Below are 18,028 nucleotides of genomic sequence, written 5' to 3'. Positions count from 1 at the left end.
CAAGGTAGTGTCGAGTTCGGGCACAACCGGAGGAAGTGAGCACATGGGCAACCTCGGAGCAACCGAACTGCTGATCATCGCGGCGGTCGTCCTGTTGTTGTTCGGCAGCAAGAAACTGCCGGAGATGGCACGGTCGCTGGGCCAGTCGGCGAAGATCCTCAAGGCCGAGTCGGCGGGTCTGCGGGACGAGCCGCAGGCGGAGCGCGAAAAGCCCCAGAACGGCAGCAATCCGGCGAGTTGACGCGCGCCGCCGGCGAAAGTTCCCAACCCCTCCACGCGGTGAACGCGATCGCGTAGCCTGCGACGCGCACGTGTTGTTGACTTTCGGGGGAAGTTGAAGTGACGGACCGCCAGGAGCGCATGCAGTCACTGATGCGCTCGTTCGAGGAACAGGCGAAGAAGGCCGGCGCGTTGCAGCAGGCCATGAAGGACCTGCGCGGGGTCGGCCGCAGCCGCGACGGCGCGGTCACCGTGACCGCCGCCACGTCCGGCGCGGTGCTCGGGTTGCAGCTCGCGCCGAACGCGATGAACCGCTCGCACGTGCAGTTGCAGCAGGAGATCCTCGACGCGATCAGGATGGCGACGCAGAACGCCGCGCAGCAGCTGGAGCAGGCCGTGGCGCCGATCCTCGGGGACCAGCTGCAGCAGTTCAAGGACGGCATGCTCGCGTCGGGCGTCGAGCCGATCATGCCCTCGGCGCCCCCGCCGCCCGGCCAGCCGCCGGCCCCGGCACCACAGCCGCAGCAGCCCCCGCGGAACCGCCCGGCACAAGATCACGTCGAAGACGAGGAACCGCCGAGCACGTACCTGAGGTAGGGGGAACCGGGTGAACTTCCAGATCCAGCCGGACGCGCTGACCGCGTTCGCGAAGGGCAGCGACAGCCTCGCGGAGAAGTTCGGCGCGCTCGCGAAGCTGCTCGAACAGGCGCGGGTCGACGACCAGTGCTTCGGGCCGATCGGCGACGCGGTCGGGCTGAGCAGCGGCTACTTCAAGAGCCTGCAGGAGTGCCAGCAGCTCGCGACGGACGCGCAGGGCTTCCTGAAGCAGACCGGCGAACAGCTCCGGGAGAGCTCCTCCGTGTACCGAGGCGTCGACCAGGGGCTCTCGCAGGCGTTCGGCCGGCTCGGCAAGGGGCTCGGGGGCGGCGCCTGATGACCGGCCCCGGCACGTTCGCCGACCTCAACGGCGCCGACCAGAAGAACTGGGCCGAGCAGGCCGCCGAGCGCGGCAGTTCGGCCTACGGCGCGATGGCCGACCTCGCGGACGCCACCTCGCCACCGCAGATGACCGCCGCGACGATCGCCGGCCGGATGGAGTTGCTCCAGACGCTGGCGAGTCCCGGGCAGGCGTTGCTGGACAACGGACTCGGCTTCCTCGTCTCGATCGTGCTCAGCCCGCTGATCGAGCTCGCCGAGTGGGCGATCGGCGACCCCGAGCAGATGCGTGCGACCGGCGAGGGCTGGGAAGAGGTCGCCAAGTGGCTCGACGAGGTCGCCGAGTCGGAGAAGAAGCGCGGCGCGGCCACCACCCAGATGTGGGCCGGCGCGGCCGGTGACGGGTTCCGCAAGCAGGTCGACGAGTTCGCCGGGGGTGTCGAGGCGCTCGCGGAGGACATCCGCGGCCTGAAGCAGACCCTGGAGACCATCGCCGAGCTCTTCGACATGTTCGTCGAGTTCGTGATCCAGGTGCTCACCGAACTGATCATCGGGTTGATCGTGCAGTGGCTCGCCGCCCTCGCGGCCTCGTGGATCACCGCGGGCGGCTCGGTCGCGGCGGCCGGCGCGACGACGACCGTGCAGGTCGGCAGCACCGGGGTGCGGATCACGATGCGCGTCTCGAAGCTCCAGATGGAGCTGTTCAAGGCCGTGCAGCAGATCGAGAAGCTGCTGGTGCGCCTGCGCGGCCCGTTGCGCCAGGTCATCCAGCGGATGAACGGCCTGCGCGGCGGCAACGTGGTGCAGCAGGCCGCCGGCCGGCACCTCGGCGCGAACCCGATCGTCAACGTCCTCACGCGCGCCGACGGCACGTCGCTCGCCTCGACCACGGCCAACCGGTTCATGCAGGGCGTCACCGGCGAGGGCGCGCTCGCGAGCAACGTGGCGCAGACCGTGCTCACCGGCGCGCTCGGCGGCCAGACCCGGATCACCGGCGCGCTCTTCGACGCGGGCGTCAGCACGGCGGTCGACGGCGCGATCAAGTTCGGCAGCCAGGAAGCCTACGACGCGGCGCAGAACAAACCGTCCGAAGAGGAGCGTCGCGACGCTCAGGAACGCGGGTTCAGCTGGTGAAGCTCGACGGCGTTCTCGCCATCAGGCAGTCGTGGTGCCAGGCGGGCGAACCGATCCTGCTGTGCGTCGGCACCGACGTCGCGAGCACCAGGTTCGACCTGAGAGGACTGGACTGGCAGGGCCGTCCCGAACGGGGCGGGCTGGGCAAGGTCACCGGCGCGTTCGGCAACGCGGCGGCGGGCGTCTTCGACGCGGCGTTCGCGGGCAGCGGTCCCGAGGACGGCGGTGCCGACGTCCCGCACGTCGTCGCCTGGGGTCCGCACCCCACCTCGGCCACCGCCCAGCTCTGCCGGCCGGTCGCCGGGGTCTCGTGGCTGGTGCTGACGCCGGGCAGGCTCGCACGGGTCGCCCTGGTCGGGGAACCGGCCGCACCGGAACCGGAGAAGAGCCTCCTCGACCGCGTGAGCGGCTTCGCGAAGAGCGCCAAAGAGGCGTTCAGCACCAGGAGCCCGTACCCGCCGCACCAGCCGATCGAGACCGCCGACGTCACGACGGTCGCCGAGGTGGCGCGCGGCCAGATCGCCGCCGTCGCGCTCGCCGAGCGGAAACTCCCGAAGCAGTACCAGATCCGCGACGTGCACGCGGTGCGGGTGTCCTTCGTGGACGGTTCCGGGGTCGACGTGCTCACCCCGGCGCCGGACAACGCGCGACGCCTGCTCGCCATGGCCAACGGACAGGGGTGACCGGTGCCCAGGGACAGGTTCAAGCTCGCCGAGATCGCCCAGAAGCACTGGACCCGCGCCGGTGAGCAGATCGTGTGGGCCGTCGAACGCAAGGGCCACGTCGGCTCTGCGGGCACCGCGCCACACCGGATCGCGGGCGCGGTACCGGACGCGGAGATCGCCGAACCCGAGTGGCCGCTGCCGACCGCCGCCGTGAGCAGCGGCCGGTTCGGCACCGACGAGTGGGCGCACGACCCGGCGGTGTGGGGCTGGGCGCACGCGCGTGGCCCCGAGCAGATCTCCGTGCGGTGGGCGGACCTCTTCACCGCCGGGCGCGACGAGTGCTGGCTGCTGCTGAGCAACCAGCGACTGGGCCTCGTGGTCGAGGGCGAAGTCCTGACGCCCGAACGGGGTGGCCTGTTCAGCCGGTCCCGCGAAACCCAGGCCGAGCCGCTGATCACCTGGTGGGAGGCCCCGGTCAGCGCCGCCCGCAGGTTCGTGGCGGTGCCGCTGGGCCGGCTGGTCGAGCCGGAGTGGTTCGTGCGGGTCGAGTTCGCCGACGGTTCGGCGTTCGACTTCCGGGACCCGCAGGCCGAGCAGTCGGTCCGCACGGCCTACGCGAACCTCTAGACGCCGAACGGCGCGCCCGGCGGCAGTGCCGGACGCGCCGTTCGACTACACGATCTTGTTGAGACCTAGCTTCCCGTCGCCTCCAGCGGCAGCCGCACCTGGAACCGCGTGTCACCCGGCACCGACTCGACCCGGATGTCGCCGTGGTGCTTGTTGACCACGATCCGCCACGAGATCTCCAGCCCGAGCCCCGTGCCCTCACCGACCGGCTTGGTGGTGAAGAACGGCTCGAAGATCCGGCCCTTCACCTCGGGTGGGATGCCGGGCCCGGTGTCGCCGATCTCCACGACCAGGTTCCGGTCCTCCGCGAACGTCCGCACCGTCAGGGTGCCCGCGCCGCCCATCGCGCTCAGGGCGTTGTCGATCATGTTCGTCCACACCTGGTTGAGCTCGCCGGCGAACGCGGAGATCCGCGGCAGGTCGCGGTCGTAGTCCTTGACCACCCGCACGTCGCCGAGCTTGCCGCCGAACATCACCAGTGTGGAGTCGAGCAGTTCGTGCACGTCGACGACCTGGAACGGCGCGCGGTCCATCTGCGAGTACTGCTTGGCCGCGCCGACCAGGGTGGACACGCGGGTGGTGGCGTCCTCGATCTCGTTCATCAGCATCTCGGTCTCGACCGTGTACCGCAGCCAGTAGACGGCCGAGCCGGTGATCGCGGCCGGGCACGGCCTCAGCGACGTCTCCAGCCACTCGACGTCGAGACCGCCCGCGACCAGCACGGGAGCCAGTTCCCAGCCGCCGGTGATGCCGTGGTCGTCGAGCCAGTCGGAGACCTCGTCCTCGGCGTCGCTGGTCTCCAGCGGGCTGAGCTTCGGTGCTTTGGCGACCTGTTCGACCGCCTTCTCCTGCAGCTTCACCAACGCCGGCAGCTCGGCCGGGTCGAGCGCTCCCTGCGCCAGCAGCGCGAGCTTGTGGCGCATGCCCGCGACCCGTTCGCGCAGGGCTGCGGTGGCCCGGACGGCTGCGGCCGCCGGGTTGTTGAGCTCGTGCGTGAGGCCCGCGGACAGCGCGCCGAGGGCGGTGAGGCGTTCGTGCTGGCCGACGGTCGCCTGGGTGTTGCGCATGCCCCAGAACAGGCCCTCCAGCAGGTGCATCGCCATCGGGAACCACGTGCGGATCATCGGGCCGAACTCGTCCGCGTCGAACTGGAGCATCGACGTGGCGGTGATCGACTCGACGGTCATCTGGTAGGTCGGCTGGTCGAGCTCCAGGTACGCCTGGGTGGCGCCGAAGTACGAGCCGCGCTGCTCGCTGCGGCTCACCTCGATGCGCTGGCCGCCGATGGTGCGGCAGAGCGCGACCGTGCCTTCGAGCAGCACGAAGAAGCACGTCGCGGCGTCGCCCTCGGTGAGCACGGGCGTGCCCGCCTCGCGCGTCTCGATGTGCCCGTGCGCGGCGAGCCACTCCAGCTGGGCGTCGTCGAGCCTCTCGAACAGGAACAGTTCGCGCAGCTCCGCGGGGGTGAGCCTGTCCATCAGGACCTCTCCAGGTAACGGTGGACCAGGGTGACGGCCATCGCGCCCTCGCCGACGGCGGAGGCGACGCGCTTGACCGAGTCCGCGCGGACGTCGCCCGCCACGAACACGCCCGGCACGTTCGTCTCCAGGTGGTACGGCGCCCGGCCGAGGTCCCAGCCCGGCGGGGTGGTGCCGAGGTCGGGACCGGCCAGCAGGAAACCGCGGTCGTCGCGTTCCAGTGTGCCGTCGAGCCAGTCCGTGCGCGGGGCGGCGCCGATGAACGCGAACAGCCAGCTCGCCTCGACCGTCGTCCGCTCGCCGGTCTTGTTGTGCAGCAACGTGAGCGTTTCGAGGTGGTCCTCGCCCGTGCCGGCGCAGACCTCGGTGTGCGTGCGCACCTCGACGTTCGGGATGGCGTCGAGCTGGTCGATCAGGTACCGCGACATCGACTGCTCCAGCCCGTCGCCGCGCACCAGCAGCACGACCTTGCGCGCGTGCCCGGAGAAGTAGACGGCCGCCTGGCCCGCCGAGTTCGCGCCACCGACCAGGTAGACGTCCTGACCGGCGCAGTTCGGGCCCTCGGTGGTCGAGGCGCCGTAGTAGACGCCCCGCCCGGTGAGCGCGCCGAGTCCGGGCGCGTCGAGCAGCCGGTACGACACGCCGGTCGCGAGGATGACGGTGTGCGCGGCGAGTTCCGTGCCGTCGCCGAACCGCACCACGCGGGCGGAACCCCGGCGTTCCAGGGAGACGACGTCACGGGTCGTGAGCAGCTCGACCCCGAACTTGACCGCCTGCCTGCGGGCGCGTTCGGTGAGCTGGCCGCCGGACACGCCGTCGGGGAAGCCCAGGTAGTTCTCGATGCGGCTGCTGGTGCCCGCCTGGCCGCCGGTCGCGATCCGTTCCACGAGGACGGTCCGCAGCCCCTCCGACCCGCCGTACACCGCGGCCCCGAGCCCGGCGGGCCCACCGCCGACGACGATCAGGTCGTAGAAGTCGGCCGACGGCTGCGTGCTCAGCCCCACCTCGGCGGCGAGGTCCGCGTCGGACGGGTCCACCAGCGCCTTGCCCTGCGCCGTGACCACGACCGGGAGCTTCGTGCCGTCCTGGTGCGCGGCCTTGAGCAGGCACTGCGCCTCCGGCTCCTCGAGCGCGTGCCAGACGAACGGCACGCTGTTGCGCGCCAGGAAGTCGCGCACCTCGTAGGACCGGGGCGACCACCGGTGCCCGACCACCCGCACCCGCTGCGGCGGCTGCCGGTCGCTCACCGCCCACGCCCGCAACTGCTCGTCGAGCACCGGGTAGAGGTTCTGCTCCGGCGGGTCCCACGGCTTGAGCAGGTAGTGGTCGAGGTCGACGACGTTGATCGCCTGGATCGCCGCGTCGGTGTCCGCGTACGCCGTCAGCAGCACCCGGCGGGCCTGCGGGAACACGTCCATCGCCTGTTCGAGGAACTCGATGCCGCTCATCTGCGGCATCCGGTAGTCGGCCAGCAGCGCCGCGACCTCCTCACCGCGCAGCTTGATCTCGTGCAGGGCCTCCAGCGCCTGCGCCCCGGACTCCGCGCGCACGATCCGGTAGTGCTCGCCGTACTGGCGGCGCAGGTCGCGCGCCACGGACCGGGACACGGCGGGGTCGTCGTCCACGGTGAGGATCGAAGGTCGCGCGACGCGACCGGCAGTCGTCATGCGTCCAGTCAAACACCAGAACTCGTCGATGTCCTCAACAGAGGTACCGTCGTCGCGTGACCACCAAGACCTGCGCCCACGTCGCCGAGCTGCCCGCCGAGCCCGCACCCTCCACGTTGGAGGGCTGCGAGGACTGCCTGGCCGTCGGCGGCCGGTGGGTGCACCTGCGCCTGTGCCTCGGCTGCGGCAAGGTCGCCTGCTGCGACTCCTCGCCCGCCAAGCACGCCTCGAAGCACTTCGCCGACGAAGGCCACCCGATCATCCGTTCGTTCGAGCCGGGGGAGACCTGGCGCTGGTGCTTCGTGGACAACACCCTCGTCTGACCTGGTCGACAGCCGAGGGCTGTCAGGCAACAGAAACGTTCGTTCGGACACCCGGATCCCTTGCCTGAGGAAGGTCGAAATCGCTCGACCTTCCTCAGACAAGGGAAACCTGCAATGGCGAAGGTTCTGTGAGTCCTCTACGACGACCCTGGCAACGGCTCCCCGAAGACCTGCGCGAGGGACGGCCTGCCGCACCTCGACGGCTATCCGGGCGGCCAGACGCCGCCGACGCCGTCCGGGATCGACTCCACGCCCGGCCACCTGCTCGGCAGCGTGTCCGGTGAACCGGGCCCGCGGCAGTACCTGGAGAGCCAGGGCCACGACGATCAGGCCGAGGCGCGCACCACCAGCTCGGTCGGCAGGATCAGCGACGTCGGCTGCTCCCCGTTCAACAGCCTGATCAACATCCGGGTCATCTCCCGCCCCAACGCCTCGATCGGCTGCCGAACGGTGGTCAGCGCGGGTTGGGTGTGCTGCGCCGTGACGATGTCGTTGAACCCGACCACCGCGACGTCCTCCGGCACCCGCCTCCCGGCAGAACGCAGGACGGTCAACGCCCCGGTGGCCATGGCGTCGGAGGCCACGAAGACCGCATCGAGGTCGGGGTGGTCGTCCAGCAGAAGTTTCATCCCAGCAGCACCGCTGGGTTCGCTGAAGTCCCCGTGTGCCACGCGCTTGTCGCTCAACCCGGCCAGCACCACCGCCTCGCGGTAGCCCATGTAGCGGGACATGCCGGCGTGGGTGTCCAGCTCACCGGTGATCGTGGCGATGTTCTTGCGGCCCTTGGCTATAAGGTGTTCCACGGCGGCGCGGGCGCCGCCCCGGTTGTCGGCGTCCACGTACCACTGCGGGGCCCTGTCCAGGGAGCGGCCGCCGTGCACCGCGGGCAGGCCGCTGTCCTCCGCCATCTTGGAGAGCGGGTCGTTCTCCTTCAACGCCAGCAGCATGATGCCGTCGGCGCCGCGGGACTGGATGACCTGGGCGAACCTGTCACGGCCTCGCTGGGAGGCGGCCAGCAGGAGCATGAGGTGCAGGTCGGTCTCTTCGAGGGCAGCGTTGACGCCGGTGATGGCCTCGGCGAAGAAGAGGTTCGCGAACAGGGCCGGGTCGTCGCTGGAGATGACGAGGACGACCACGCCTCGGCGTTGGGTGGCCAGCGAGCGGGCGGCGGTGTTCGGGACGTAGCCCAGGTCCGCGATGGCGCTCTGCACGGCCAGGCGCGACTTCTCGCTGACGTGGCGGGCGTTGTTGATGACGCGGGACACGGTGCCGGTGGAGACTCCCGCCCGTTGCGCCACTTCCTCCAGGGTGGGAGGTCTGGTCATCGTGGGGTCCCCCTGTGTGCGTCGGCGTACGGGCAGCGTAGCAACTCTGTAAGCGCTCACAGTCCGCCACGCCGGATCACGGCCGCGTACCAGTGCGCGCTGTCCTTGAGTGTGCGCTCCTGGGTCTGGTGGTCGACGTGCACGAGGCCGAAGCGCTGGGCGTAGCCGTAAGACCACTCGAAGTTGTCCAGCAACGACCAGGCGAAGTAACCGCGCAGCCGGACACCGCGCGCAGCAGCCTCCCGGCATGCTCGGACGTGACCGTCGAGGTAGGCGATCCGATCCGCGTCGTGCACGCCGTCGAACGCGGCGCCGTTCTCGGTGACGTACAACGGGATCGCGGGGTAGTCGGCGTCCAGGCGCACCAGCAGGTCGCGCAGGCCGCGGGCGTCGATCTCCCAGCCGATCGACGTGCGGGCGCGGCCGCCGTCGAGGTGGGTGACGTGCTCGGAGCCGACGTACGCGGACGGGCCGGACGACGAACCGTGGCCGACGAGCATGGGGGAGTAGTAGTTGACGCCCAGGAAGTCGAGCGGTGCGGCGATCACCTTCAGGTCGTCGTCCTGCACGAAGGAGAAGTCGGTCACCGGCGCCAGGTCCGCCACCACGTCGGCCGGGTACTCGGCCAGCAGCACGGGGTCGAGGAACAGCCGGTTCTGCAGGCCGTCGATCCGGCGCGCCGCGTCGAGGTCGGCACCGGCGTCGGTGCCCGGTGTGACGTGGGTGAGGTTGAGCGTGATGCCGACGGACGCGCCGGGCATGGCCCTGGCCGCGAGGCCGTGACCCAGCAGCAGGTGGTGGGCGGCGCGGACGGACGCGGCGGGCTCCTGGCGGCCCGGCGCGTGCCTGCCGGTGGCGTAGCCGAGAAATGCCGAACACCACGGCTCGTTCAACGTCGTCCAGTGCGTGATGCGGTCGCCCAACGCCTCGTGGACGATCTGCGCGTACTCGGCGAACCTGAGCGCGGTGTCGCGTTCCGGCCAGCCGCCCGCGTCCTCCAGCGGCTGGGGGAGGTCCCAGTGGTAGAGGGTGGGCCACGGCTGGATCCCGTTGTCCAGCAACGTGTCCACCAGGCGGCGGTAGAAGTCGAGGCCGCGTTGCTCGACCGTGCCGGACCCGAGCGGCTGCACGCGCGGCCAGGCGATGGAGAACCGGTACGCGCCGAGCCCGAGCGAGCGCATGATCGCGACGTCCTCGGGGTAGCGGTGGTAGTGGTCGGCCGCCACGGCACCGGTGTCGCCGTTGTCGACCTTGCCCGGCGTCGCGCAGAAGGTGTCCCAGATGGACGGGAGGCGGCCGTCAAGATCGGCGGCCCCTTCGATCTGGTAGCTGGAAGTCGCGGCGCCCCAGAGGAAACCGGGCTCGAACGTGGTCATGCCTTGACCGCCCCCTCCATGATGCCGCCGATGATCTGACGGCCGAACGCGATGAACACCAGCAGCAACGGCACGGTCGCGACCAGCGCTCCGGTGAACATGAGCGTGTAGTCGGTGTAGTAGGTGGTGGACAGCTGCGACAGCGAGAACTGCACCGTCGGGTTGTCGGCCTCCAGCACGGCCAGCGGCCACAGGAACTCGTTCCACGTGCCCATGAACGTGGTCAGCGCGAGCACCGCGGCACCGGGCCGCAACGCCGGCAGCACGATCGACCAGAAGATCCGGAACGTGCTGCACCCGTCGATCCGCGCGGCCTCGATCAGCTCGTCCGGCACGGCCTGCTCGGCGTACTGGCGCATCAGGAACACGCCGAACGCCGACACCAGTGCGGGCACGACGATCGCTTCCATCCGGTTCTGCCAGCCCAGCTCCACCATGATCATGTACAGCGGGATGATGCCCATCTGCACGGGGATCATCATCGTGGCGAGGATGACGAGCAGCAGCCCGTTGCGGCCGCGGAACTTGAGCTTGGCGAACGCGAACCCGGCCAGCGACGAGAAGAACACCACCGAGACGGTCACGACGGCCGACGTCAGCAGCGAGTTCCCCATGCCCAGCAGGAAGTTCGCGTCCTCGGCGGCGAAGAGCCGGCCGAGGTTGTCCCAGAGGTTCTCGCCCGGCGCGAGCGGGGGCGGCCAGTCGCCGACCACGTCGTTCGAGCGGGTCGCGACGACGAAGAGCCAGTACAGCGGGAACGCCGACAGCACGATGCCGACGAGCAGCGTGGCGTAGAGCAGCGGCTGGGTCTTGCGCGTGATCAACGAGACCTCCGCGTGATCAGGAAGTTGACGACCCCGAGCAGCGTGATCAGCAGGAAGATCATCCACGCGACGGCGGAGCCGTAGCCGTAGTCGAAGTCCCGGAACGCCTTCTCGAACATGTACATCGACACCGTCTGGAACTGGCGCAGGCTGCCGCCGGAGATCGCGAAGCTGCCCTGGCCGAAGATCAGCGGCTCGGTGAAGAGCTGCATGCCGGCGATGGTCGACATGACGACGGTGAAGACGATGGCGGGCCGGATGTTCGGGACGGTGATGCTCCAGAACTGCCGGATCTTGCCCGCACCGTCCACCGTGGCCGCCTCGTAGAGGTCGCGCGGGATCGCCTGCATGGCCGCGAGGTAGATCAACGAGTTGTAGCCGGTCCACCGCCAGTTGACCATGGTCGAGATCGCCGTCCAGGACGACCACTTGTCCGCGCGCCAGTCGACCGCGTCGACGTTCACGAGGCCCAGCAGGCCGTTCACCATGCCGGCGTCGCGGTCGAAGATCTGGCTGAACACGATGCCGACCGCCGCGACCGACGTGACGATCGGCAGCAGCACGCCCATCCGGAAGAACGTGACGGCGCGCAACCGCTGGTTGAGCAGGCTCGCGAGCACCAGCGCCATCAGCAGCTGCGGCACGGTGGCCAGCACGAGCATGCCGACCGTGTTGTAGACCGAGTTCCAGAAGTCGGGGTCCGCGAACAACGTGACGTAGTTGTCCAGCCCGACGAACGCGCCCGCGCCGGTGATGTCCCAGTCGTGCAACGACACCCAGGCCGTGTAGACCAGCGGGAACAGCCCGAACACCGCGAAGATCACGAAGAACGGCGCGATGAACAGGTACGGCGACCACCGCACCTCGACGCGCGAGACGCGGTCCCGCAGCCGCGGCCGCTCGGGGGGCGTGCGCCCGGCCGCCTTCCGGGCGACCGGACGCTGCTTCAGGTCGACCATCACTTGGTCAGGCGCTTCGCGTCGTCGACGGCCTTGGCCCACGCCTCGTCGGGCTGCAGCTTGCCCTGCTCCACGGCGAGCAGCGCGTTGCCGACGCGGTCACCGATGGCGTTGTTGTCCGGGCCCAGGTAGACGGGCTTCAACGCCTTCACGCTGTCACCGAAGATCTTGCCGACGGGCGCGTCGTTGAAGTACGGGTTCTTGAAGTCCCGCACCGCCGGGTCGTCGATGGCCTGCGGGGACGACGGGAAGTTGTTCTTCGCCTTGAACGCCGCGGTCTGGCCCTTCGCGCTGGTCAGGAACTTGGCCAGCTCGGCGGCCTCCTTCTGGTGCGTGCTCTGCGTCGGCACCGCGAGGAACGAGCCACCGCGCACCGCGCCGTCACCGGGCACGCGGGTGACGTCCCACTTGCCCTTGTTCTCCGGCCCCGCCTGCTTCTCGATCGTGCCGAGCATCCAGGACGGGCAGGGGATCGTGGCGAACGTGCCGTTCTTGAAGCCCGCGTTCCACTGTGGACTCCACTGCTCGATGTTGGCCGACAACCCGGCCTTCACCATGTCGATCGAGGCGTTCCAGGTGGTCCTGACGGCCGTGTTCGAGTCGATGACCAGCTTGTTCGAGGCGTCGTAGTAGGTGTGGTCACCGGACTGCATGAGCATGTTCAGGTAGACGCTGCCGGTCGAGTCGTAGAAGCCGATGTCGGGCCTCCTGGACTTGAACAGCTTGCCGGTCTCCAGGTACTTGTCCCAGGTGGGCCAGAGTGCGCCGACCGCCTCCCGGTCGGTCGGCAGTCCGGCGGCCTCGAAGAGGTCCTTGCGGTAGCACATGCCCTGCGCGCCGACGTCCGTGCCGAGCCCGACGACCTTGCTTCCGTCCGGAGTGGACGCCTGTTGCCACTTCCACGGCAGGAAGTTGCCGGAGAGTTCCTCGGCGCCGTGGTCGAGCAGGTTCACGAACTGGTCGGGCTTCGCCATGAACTGCGAGAGGATGCCCTCCTCGATCGCCACGACGTCGCCCGCGCCCTTACCGGTGGCGAGCCACTGCTGCAGCTTCGGCGTGTAATCGCCGAGCTTGCCGATGTTCTCTTCCTTGATCTTGATGCCGGGGTGGCTCGCCTCGTACTCCTCGTACAGCTCGTCGTAGCCGAACTGGCTGAACGTCTTGACGATCAGCGTGACGTCCCCCGACGCGGAGCCGGCAGCGCCGCCACCGCACGCGGACATGGCCACGAGCGAGCCGAGCAGAGTCGTGGCGAGCAGAGCGCGCCCTGGTCGAACACCCATCGAAGAACCTCCAGTCGGCGGATGGTCCGCAAGCGCTAACACCTGAAACGGGCTGCTTCGCGGACCCCTGGAACACCGTTCACCTGCTGCGACGCTGCGGCTTCGGCCGGTGTGCGCCCAGCAGGATCGGGGGAGACTGTGAGCGCTTACAGGACTGTAACCACGAGTTCACCGGGATGGGAAGACCCCGCCCCGATCACGTTTCGATGACGCGGGGTCGTTGACACCGCGAGTCGGGTGGGTGAACATTCGCTCCGACGCTGCGGTCGTGCCGGAAGACCTCCGACCCAGAAAAGGCTCCGGTATGTCCGTGAAAACCAGGCTGACAGCGGTCGGCCTCCCGCTGGTCCTGATAGCCGCGCTGGTGCCGTCCGCGAACGCCGCGGAAGCCTACGAGCGGGTGCTCAACGGCAAGTTCGACACGGTCAAGACCCCGTGGTGGAGCAGTGGAATCGCTCCGTCCACTGTGGTCGGCGGCAGGCTGTGCGCGCAGATCCCCGGCGGCACGGCGAACCCGTGGACGGCGATGATCGGCCAGAACGACGTGCCACTCGAAGCCGGCCAGCCCTACACGTTGCGCTTCACCGCCACCGCCACGAAGGACGTCACGGTCAGGGCCGCTGTGGCGCTCGCCTCGCCGCCGAACACCACCGTGCTGAACAAGGCCGCCGCGCTCACCGGCACCCCCAGGACGTTCGAGTTCACCGGAACGTCCACAGTGGCCACCCGCACCGGCGGCCAGGTCGCGATCCAGGCGGGTGGCGCGTCCGCCGAGCCCTACACGCTGTGCATCGACGACGTGTCGCTGACCGGCGGCGTCGTCCCGCCCGGCGGTGGCTGGGACCACGGCTCGCCCGTGCGCACCAACCAGTACGCGTACCCGACGGCGGGCGCCAAGCGCGCCTCGATCGTCAGCAGCTCCGCGACCCCGCTCGACTGGCAGCTCAAGGACGCCGCGGGCACGGTGGTCCAGACGGGAAAGACGCAGGTCAAGGGCAGGGACGCGATGACGCGTGACGACGTGCACATCGCCGACTTCTCGGCGTACCGCAAGGCTGGAAGCGGTTACAGCCTGACCGTCGGGAACGACAGCAGCTACCCGTTCGACATCGCCGACAAGCCCTACGACCAGCTACGACGTGACTCGCTGGCGTACTTCTACCACAACCGCAGCGGCACCCCGATCGAGGCGAAGTACGTCGGTGACGCCTACGCACGACCGGCGGGGCATGTCGGCGTCGCGCCCAACCGGGGCGACGTCTCCGTGCCGTGCCTGCCGGGGGAGTGCGACTACACCCTGGACGTGAGCGGTGGCTGGTACGACGCCGGTGACCACGGCAAGTACGTCGTGAACGGCGCGCTCGCGGCGTGGCAGCTGATGGACACCTACGAGCGTTCGCTCCACACGTTCGACATCGAGGGCATCCGCGACGGGCTGCTCAGCATTCCCGAGCAGGACAACCGGCGGCCCGACGTGCTCGACGAGGCGCGCTGGGAGGTCGAGTTCCTGCTCAAGATGCAGGTACCGGCCGGCAAGCCGCTCGCGGGCATGGCCCACCACAAGATCCACGACCTCGCGTGGACCGGGCACCCGATGCTGCCGGGCAACGACCCGCAGCCGCGCTACCTGCACGCCCCCTCCACCGCCGCCACCCTGAACCTCGCCGCCGCCGGTGCCCGGTGCGCCCGCGTCTTCAAGATCTGGGACCGCGCGTTCTCCGACCGGTGCCTGGCGGCGGCCGAGACGGCGTGGCAGGCCGCGCTGGCCAACCCCGCGAAGTACGCCCCGGACGAGGACAGCGTCGGTGGTGGCGCCTACGACGACACGAACGTCACCGACGAGTTCTCCTGGGCGGGCGCCGAACTCCACGCGACGACCGGCAAACGCGAGTACCTGACCAAGGTGACCACGAAGCTGACCTCGGCCGGGTTCTCCTGGAAGGACACCGGCGGACTCGCCGACCTCACGATCATGAGGCTGCCGCTGAGGTTCCCGCTCGACCGCGTGCTCACCGCCCGTGCCCGGCTGATCAACGTCGCCGACGGCCACCTGCGCGACCTGAAGGCGCAGGGCTACCCGAACCCGTCCAGGCCGGCCGACGGCCAGTACGCCTGGGGTTCGACCAGCGCCACGCTCACCGCGTCGATGATCATGGCGATGGCCCACGACACCACGCTCGACCGCAAGTACAGCGACGGCGTGCTCGAATCGATGGACTACCTGCTCGGCCGCAACGGCCTCAACCAGTCGTTCGTCAGCGGCTACGGCGAGCGGGCCAGCAGGAACCAGCACCACCGGCACTGGGCGCACTCGGTCAACGCCGCCTACCCGAACCCGCCCGCCGGATCGCTCGCCGGCGGCCCGAACTCGGGCCTGCAGGACCCGGTCGCGCAGCAGAACCTGCCTGGCTGTGCCCCCGCGAAGTGCTACATCGACGAGCTGGGTTCCTGGTCGACCAACGAGGTCGCCATCAACTGGAACTCCGCGCTCGCCTGGGTCGCGGCGTTCGCCGACACCCGCTGACACCGGTGGCCCGCGGGTGCAGGCAGCCGCCCGCTCCCGCCGCGACCTCCCTTCCCCGAGAACTCCCACCGCCCCCGCCCGCACGACGCCGTGCGGGCGGGCCCCGCGGTGGGCGAGAGGAAAACCGTCCCCCACCGAGAGGAGATCCACAGTGCGGTGGATCATCCGTTCCGCGGCCGCCGTCTGCGCGGTCCTGCTGCTGTCATCCGCGACCCCTGCCACAGCAGCCAGTCCGATCAGCCTGACGAGCGGCTGGTACGTCAACCCGGGTTCGGCACCGGCCACGTGGGTGCGGAACAACCCGAACGACTCGCGGCGCACGCAGATCCAGAACTCGATCAGCTCCAAGCCGATCGCGCGCTGGTTCGGCAACGACGCCGACATCGCCTCCACGGTCGCCAACTACACGGGCGCCGCCGACGGCCAGGACGAACTCCCCGTGCTGGTCGCCTACAACATCCCCAACAGGGACGCGTGCGGCGGCCACTCCGGCGGCGGAGCGGGCAGCGCGGGCGCGTACCGGACCTGGATCGCGAGCTTCGCGGCCGGGATCGGCACCAAACCCGCGGTCGTGATCATCGAACCGGACGCGCTCGCCGCGTACGGCTGCCTGACCCAGGCGCAACGCGACGAGATGGCCGGCCTGCTCAAGTACGCCACCGAGCAGTTCAAGGCCAAGGCGCCCAACACCTACGCCTACCTCGACGCGGGCAACGCCGGGTGGGGCACTCCCTCGACCATGGCGTACCGGCTGAACGAGGCCGGCGTGGCCGACGTCCGCGGGTTCGCCGTCAACGTGTCCAACTACTACACGACCAGCCAGTCGATCACCTACGCCAACCAGGTCAACAGCTTCCTGCCGGCCGCGAAGCCGTTCGTGGTCGACACCAGCCGCAACGCCAACGGCCGCAACTCCGACCCGAACGGCTGGTGCAACCCGGCCGGCGCCAAGCTCGGGGTGACCGCCCAGACGGGCGGCGGCGCCGAGATGGTGTTGTGGATCAAGACACCCGGCGTGTCGGACGGCCCGTGCGGCATCGCGCCGTCCACCCCGGCCGGGACGTTCAACCCGGACCTGGCCGTCCGGCTGATCAACGGGACGTGACCCGCGCGTAGGTCGCGACGATCACGCCCTTGGGCGTCGTGACACTGCTGGTCAGGTCGAACTCGGTCACCGGCGCGGGCCCGTCGAACAGGCGTGCGCCGGTGCCGAGGGTCAGCGGGTGGATCACCAGCGTGTACACGTCGATCAACCCGGCCGCGTGCAACGACCGCACCAGCGCCGCGCTGCCGATGATCGACAGGTCCTCGTCCAGCGCGGCCACGTCGTCGTTGCCCCGCAACAACACGGAGTTCTGCCACGCACTCGCGTCGGCGAGGCTCGACGACACCACGTACTTGCGCGCGGCGTTCATGTGCGTGCTGAACGGGTTGCCGTCCGTCGCCGACGCCCACACGCCGATGAAGTCCTCCCAGGTGCGGCGCCCGAACAGCATCGCGCCGCTCCGCGCCATGCCCTTGCCCATCTCGGCGGCCAGCACGTCGTCGTTGTACGCCGTACCCCAGCCGCCGTGGGTGAACCCGCCGCGGGTGTCCTCGTCCGGGCGGCCGAAGCCCTGCACCACACCGTCGAGCGTCACGAACATCGTCGCCGAGATAGATCGCATCACCGCACCCCTTAGGAAGTCGAAGTCACCCCTGCACGAACGGCGAGACGCGGTTTCGACACCTAGAGCGAAAACTTTCCGACCCGCCACTGCCAGTGGTGACCGGCCTCCAGGTGGTCGAGGACCGCGCGCTGCAGGAGCGTGCGGCGGGGCAGGCGGTCGAGCGGGGTGGTCAGCGTCCGGAACACGAACCGCAACACCTCCACGTCGGCGTCGATGCCGTCCAGTTCCGCGTGCGGTTCGAGCTCGAACCGCCGCTGGAACCGGATGATGTTGGAATCGGCGGGCAGGTACTCCCGCAGTTGCGGGTCCAGCAGCCACGACCCGCAGGAGAACGCCGAGTAGTGCTCGTCCGGGAAGTGGCGCGGGAAGAACGCGCGGGCCGCGTCGAGCGAGGCGTCGACCAGTTGCGGTGCCAACGGTCCGGCGTCCGGCACGTGCAGCGAGAGAGCGCTGTCACCGCGCTGGTGCTGCAACCGGCCGAGTTCGTAAACGCCGCCACGCCAGTGCAGGGTCAGCCAGCTCTGCATGACCGGCCAGCCCTCGCCGCGCATGCGCCGGTCGACCGCGAGGTTGCGGCCCAGGTCCGCGAGGGTCGTCCAGGACACCTCGTCGGAGACGCCGTGATCGCGGTGGTAACCGCGCACTACGTCCACCAGCGCCAGGTACACGTACACGTAGAAGTGCCGCCAGGCCGGACCGCGTTCGCGCGGCAGTTCCGGGCCCGGTGACAGCCAGTCGGTGCCACCGAGGTCGGCGCGGACCAGCGCGGTCGACCGGTCCAGCAACCAGTCCAACTCGGGTGTCCACAGTGGAGTTCCGGGCCAGCCCGCCAGGATCTCGGCGGCGTCTTCGGCAGGCACCCCGAGCCGGTCGAGCAGCGCGGGCGCCCCGGCCTTCGCCGGCAGGGGAGCGGACGGCCGATCGCCGGCGAGGTCGTGCACGCGGTGCAGTTCCTCGAAGGGAACACCGAGCAGGGTGGCGGTCTCCTCCAGATCCACGCGCACGACCCTATCCAGTT

Annotated in this window: 18 protein-coding genes; 9 read left to right on the top strand and 9 right to left on the bottom strand. The window is 69.8% G+C overall.

From position 1 onward, the window contains the following. The first annotated feature begins 43 nt into the window (after window positions 1–43). From tatA to QSK25_RS21415, 6 genes are all read left to right on the top strand, one after another. Window positions 44–241, top strand: coding sequence for a Sec-independent protein translocase subunit TatA (tatA, locus tag QSK25_RS21440; RefSeq protein ID WP_285640614.1), 198 nt, complete (start codon window positions 44–46; stop codon window positions 239–241). A gap of 98 nt (window positions 242–339) precedes the next feature. Continuing rightward, window positions 340–816 carry a YbaB/EbfC family nucleoid-associated protein gene (locus tag QSK25_RS21435; RefSeq protein ID WP_285640613.1) on the top strand — a complete coding sequence of 159 codons (477 nt, stop codon included), beginning with the start codon at window positions 340–342 and terminating at the stop codon, window positions 814–816. Window positions 817–826: 10 nt separating this feature from the next. Beyond that, entirely contained in the window at window positions 827–1,153 is a 327-nt protein-coding gene (locus tag QSK25_RS21430) for a hypothetical protein (RefSeq protein WP_285640612.1), read from the top strand. Further along, window positions 1,153–2,289 (top strand): WXG100 family type VII secretion target, encoded by a 1,137-nt coding sequence (locus QSK25_RS21425; RefSeq protein WP_285640610.1) that lies wholly within the window; start codon window positions 1,153–1,155, stop codon window positions 2,287–2,289. Before QSK25_RS21430 ends, QSK25_RS21425 begins: the two co-directional genes overlap by 1 nt. Beyond that, entirely contained in the window at window positions 2,286–2,972 is a 687-nt protein-coding gene (locus QSK25_RS21420; protein ID WP_285640609.1) for a hypothetical protein, read from the top strand. The genes QSK25_RS21425 and QSK25_RS21420 overlap by 4 nt, the downstream gene beginning before the upstream one ends. A 3-nt stretch (window positions 2,973–2,975) precedes the next feature. After that, the gene (locus tag QSK25_RS21415) at window positions 2,976–3,581 is read left to right on the top strand and encodes a hypothetical protein (RefSeq protein ID WP_285640608.1); all 606 of its coding nucleotides are present in this window, start codon (window positions 2,976–2,978) and stop codon (window positions 3,579–3,581) included. A gap of 65 nt (window positions 3,582–3,646) precedes the next feature. Here the strand turns inward: QSK25_RS21415 and QSK25_RS21410 are convergent, their stop codons facing one another. Both QSK25_RS21410 and QSK25_RS21405 read right to left on the bottom strand, forming a co-directional pair. Continuing rightward, on the bottom strand, window positions 3,647–5,059 hold the full coding sequence (locus QSK25_RS21410; RefSeq protein WP_285640607.1) for an ATP-binding protein: 1,413 nt from the start codon (window positions 5,057–5,059) through the stop codon (window positions 3,647–3,649). Further along, the gene (locus tag QSK25_RS21405) at window positions 5,059–6,726 is read right to left on the bottom strand and encodes an NAD(P)/FAD-dependent oxidoreductase (RefSeq protein WP_285640605.1); all 1,668 of its coding nucleotides are present in this window, start codon (window positions 6,724–6,726) and stop codon (window positions 5,059–5,061) included. The genes QSK25_RS21410 and QSK25_RS21405 overlap by 1 nt, the downstream gene beginning before the upstream one ends. A gap of 56 nt (window positions 6,727–6,782) precedes the next feature. On the opposite strand from QSK25_RS21405, the gene QSK25_RS21400 reads away from it, so the two are divergent. Continuing rightward, window positions 6,783–7,049, top strand: a complete 267-nt coding sequence (locus tag QSK25_RS21400; protein ID WP_285640604.1) for a UBP-type zinc finger domain-containing protein — start codon at window positions 6,783–6,785, stop codon at window positions 7,047–7,049. Window positions 7,050–7,375: 326 nt separating this feature from the next. Here the strand turns inward: QSK25_RS21400 and QSK25_RS21395 are convergent, their stop codons facing one another. Genes QSK25_RS21395 through QSK25_RS21375 form a run of 5 tightly spaced genes read right to left on the bottom strand, consistent with a single transcriptional unit; the run spans window position 7,376 to window position 12,816 of the window. Continuing rightward, window positions 7,376–8,374, bottom strand: a complete 999-nt coding sequence (locus tag QSK25_RS21395) for a LacI family DNA-binding transcriptional regulator (protein WP_285640602.1) — start codon at window positions 8,372–8,374, stop codon at window positions 7,376–7,378. 56 nt (window positions 8,375–8,430) lie between these two features. Beyond that, window positions 8,431–9,750 carry a GH1 family beta-glucosidase gene (locus QSK25_RS21390; protein WP_285640601.1) on the bottom strand — a complete coding sequence of 440 codons (1,320 nt, stop codon included), beginning with the start codon at window positions 9,748–9,750 and terminating at the stop codon, window positions 8,431–8,433. Beyond that, the gene (locus tag QSK25_RS21385) at window positions 9,747–10,574 is read right to left on the bottom strand and encodes a carbohydrate ABC transporter permease (RefSeq protein WP_285640600.1); all 828 of its coding nucleotides are present in this window, start codon (window positions 10,572–10,574) and stop codon (window positions 9,747–9,749) included. The genes QSK25_RS21390 and QSK25_RS21385 overlap by 4 nt, the downstream gene beginning before the upstream one ends. Then, entirely contained in the window at window positions 10,571–11,533 is a 963-nt protein-coding gene (locus QSK25_RS21380) for a carbohydrate ABC transporter permease (protein WP_285640751.1), read from the bottom strand. Before QSK25_RS21380 ends, QSK25_RS21385 begins: the two co-directional genes overlap by 4 nt. Beyond that, the gene (locus tag QSK25_RS21375) at window positions 11,533–12,816 is read right to left on the bottom strand and encodes an ABC transporter substrate-binding protein (protein ID WP_285640598.1); all 1,284 of its coding nucleotides are present in this window, start codon (window positions 12,814–12,816) and stop codon (window positions 11,533–11,535) included. Before QSK25_RS21375 ends, QSK25_RS21380 begins: the two co-directional genes overlap by 1 nt. Window positions 12,817–13,126: 310 nt before the next feature. Between QSK25_RS21375 and QSK25_RS21370 the strand changes: the two genes are divergently transcribed. Both QSK25_RS21370 and QSK25_RS21365 read left to right on the top strand, forming a co-directional pair. Then, a complete protein-coding gene (locus QSK25_RS21370; RefSeq protein WP_285640596.1) occupies window positions 13,127–15,340 on the top strand; it encodes a glycoside hydrolase family 9 protein in 2,214 nt (737 codons plus the stop codon). A gap of 151 nt (window positions 15,341–15,491) precedes the next feature. Next, complete coding sequence (locus tag QSK25_RS21365; RefSeq protein WP_285640594.1) at window positions 15,492–16,445, top strand: glycoside hydrolase family 6 protein; 954 nt, start codon at window positions 15,492–15,494, stop codon at window positions 16,443–16,445. On the opposite strand, the gene QSK25_RS21360 is transcribed toward QSK25_RS21365, so the two are convergent. After that, window positions 16,432–17,007 (bottom strand): dihydrofolate reductase family protein, encoded by a 576-nt coding sequence (locus tag QSK25_RS21360; RefSeq protein WP_285640592.1) that lies wholly within the window; start codon window positions 17,005–17,007, stop codon window positions 16,432–16,434. The genes QSK25_RS21365 and QSK25_RS21360 overlap by 14 nt on opposite strands. Before the next feature lie 62 nt (window positions 17,008–17,069). Beyond that, window positions 17,070–18,008 carry an acyltransferase domain-containing protein gene (locus QSK25_RS21355; RefSeq protein WP_285640591.1) on the bottom strand — a complete coding sequence of 313 codons (939 nt, stop codon included), beginning with the start codon at window positions 18,006–18,008 and terminating at the stop codon, window positions 17,070–17,072. Between the last annotated feature and the right edge of the window lie 20 nt (window positions 18,009–18,028).

The sequence above is a fragment of the Lentzea sp. NBRC 102530 genome (assembly GCF_030269365.1).
Taxonomy (GTDB): Bacteria; Actinomycetota; Actinomycetes; order Mycobacteriales; family Pseudonocardiaceae; genus Lentzea.
The sequence above is the reverse complement of the archived record's forward strand: the minus strand, read 5'-3'. Positions and strand labels throughout refer to the sequence as shown.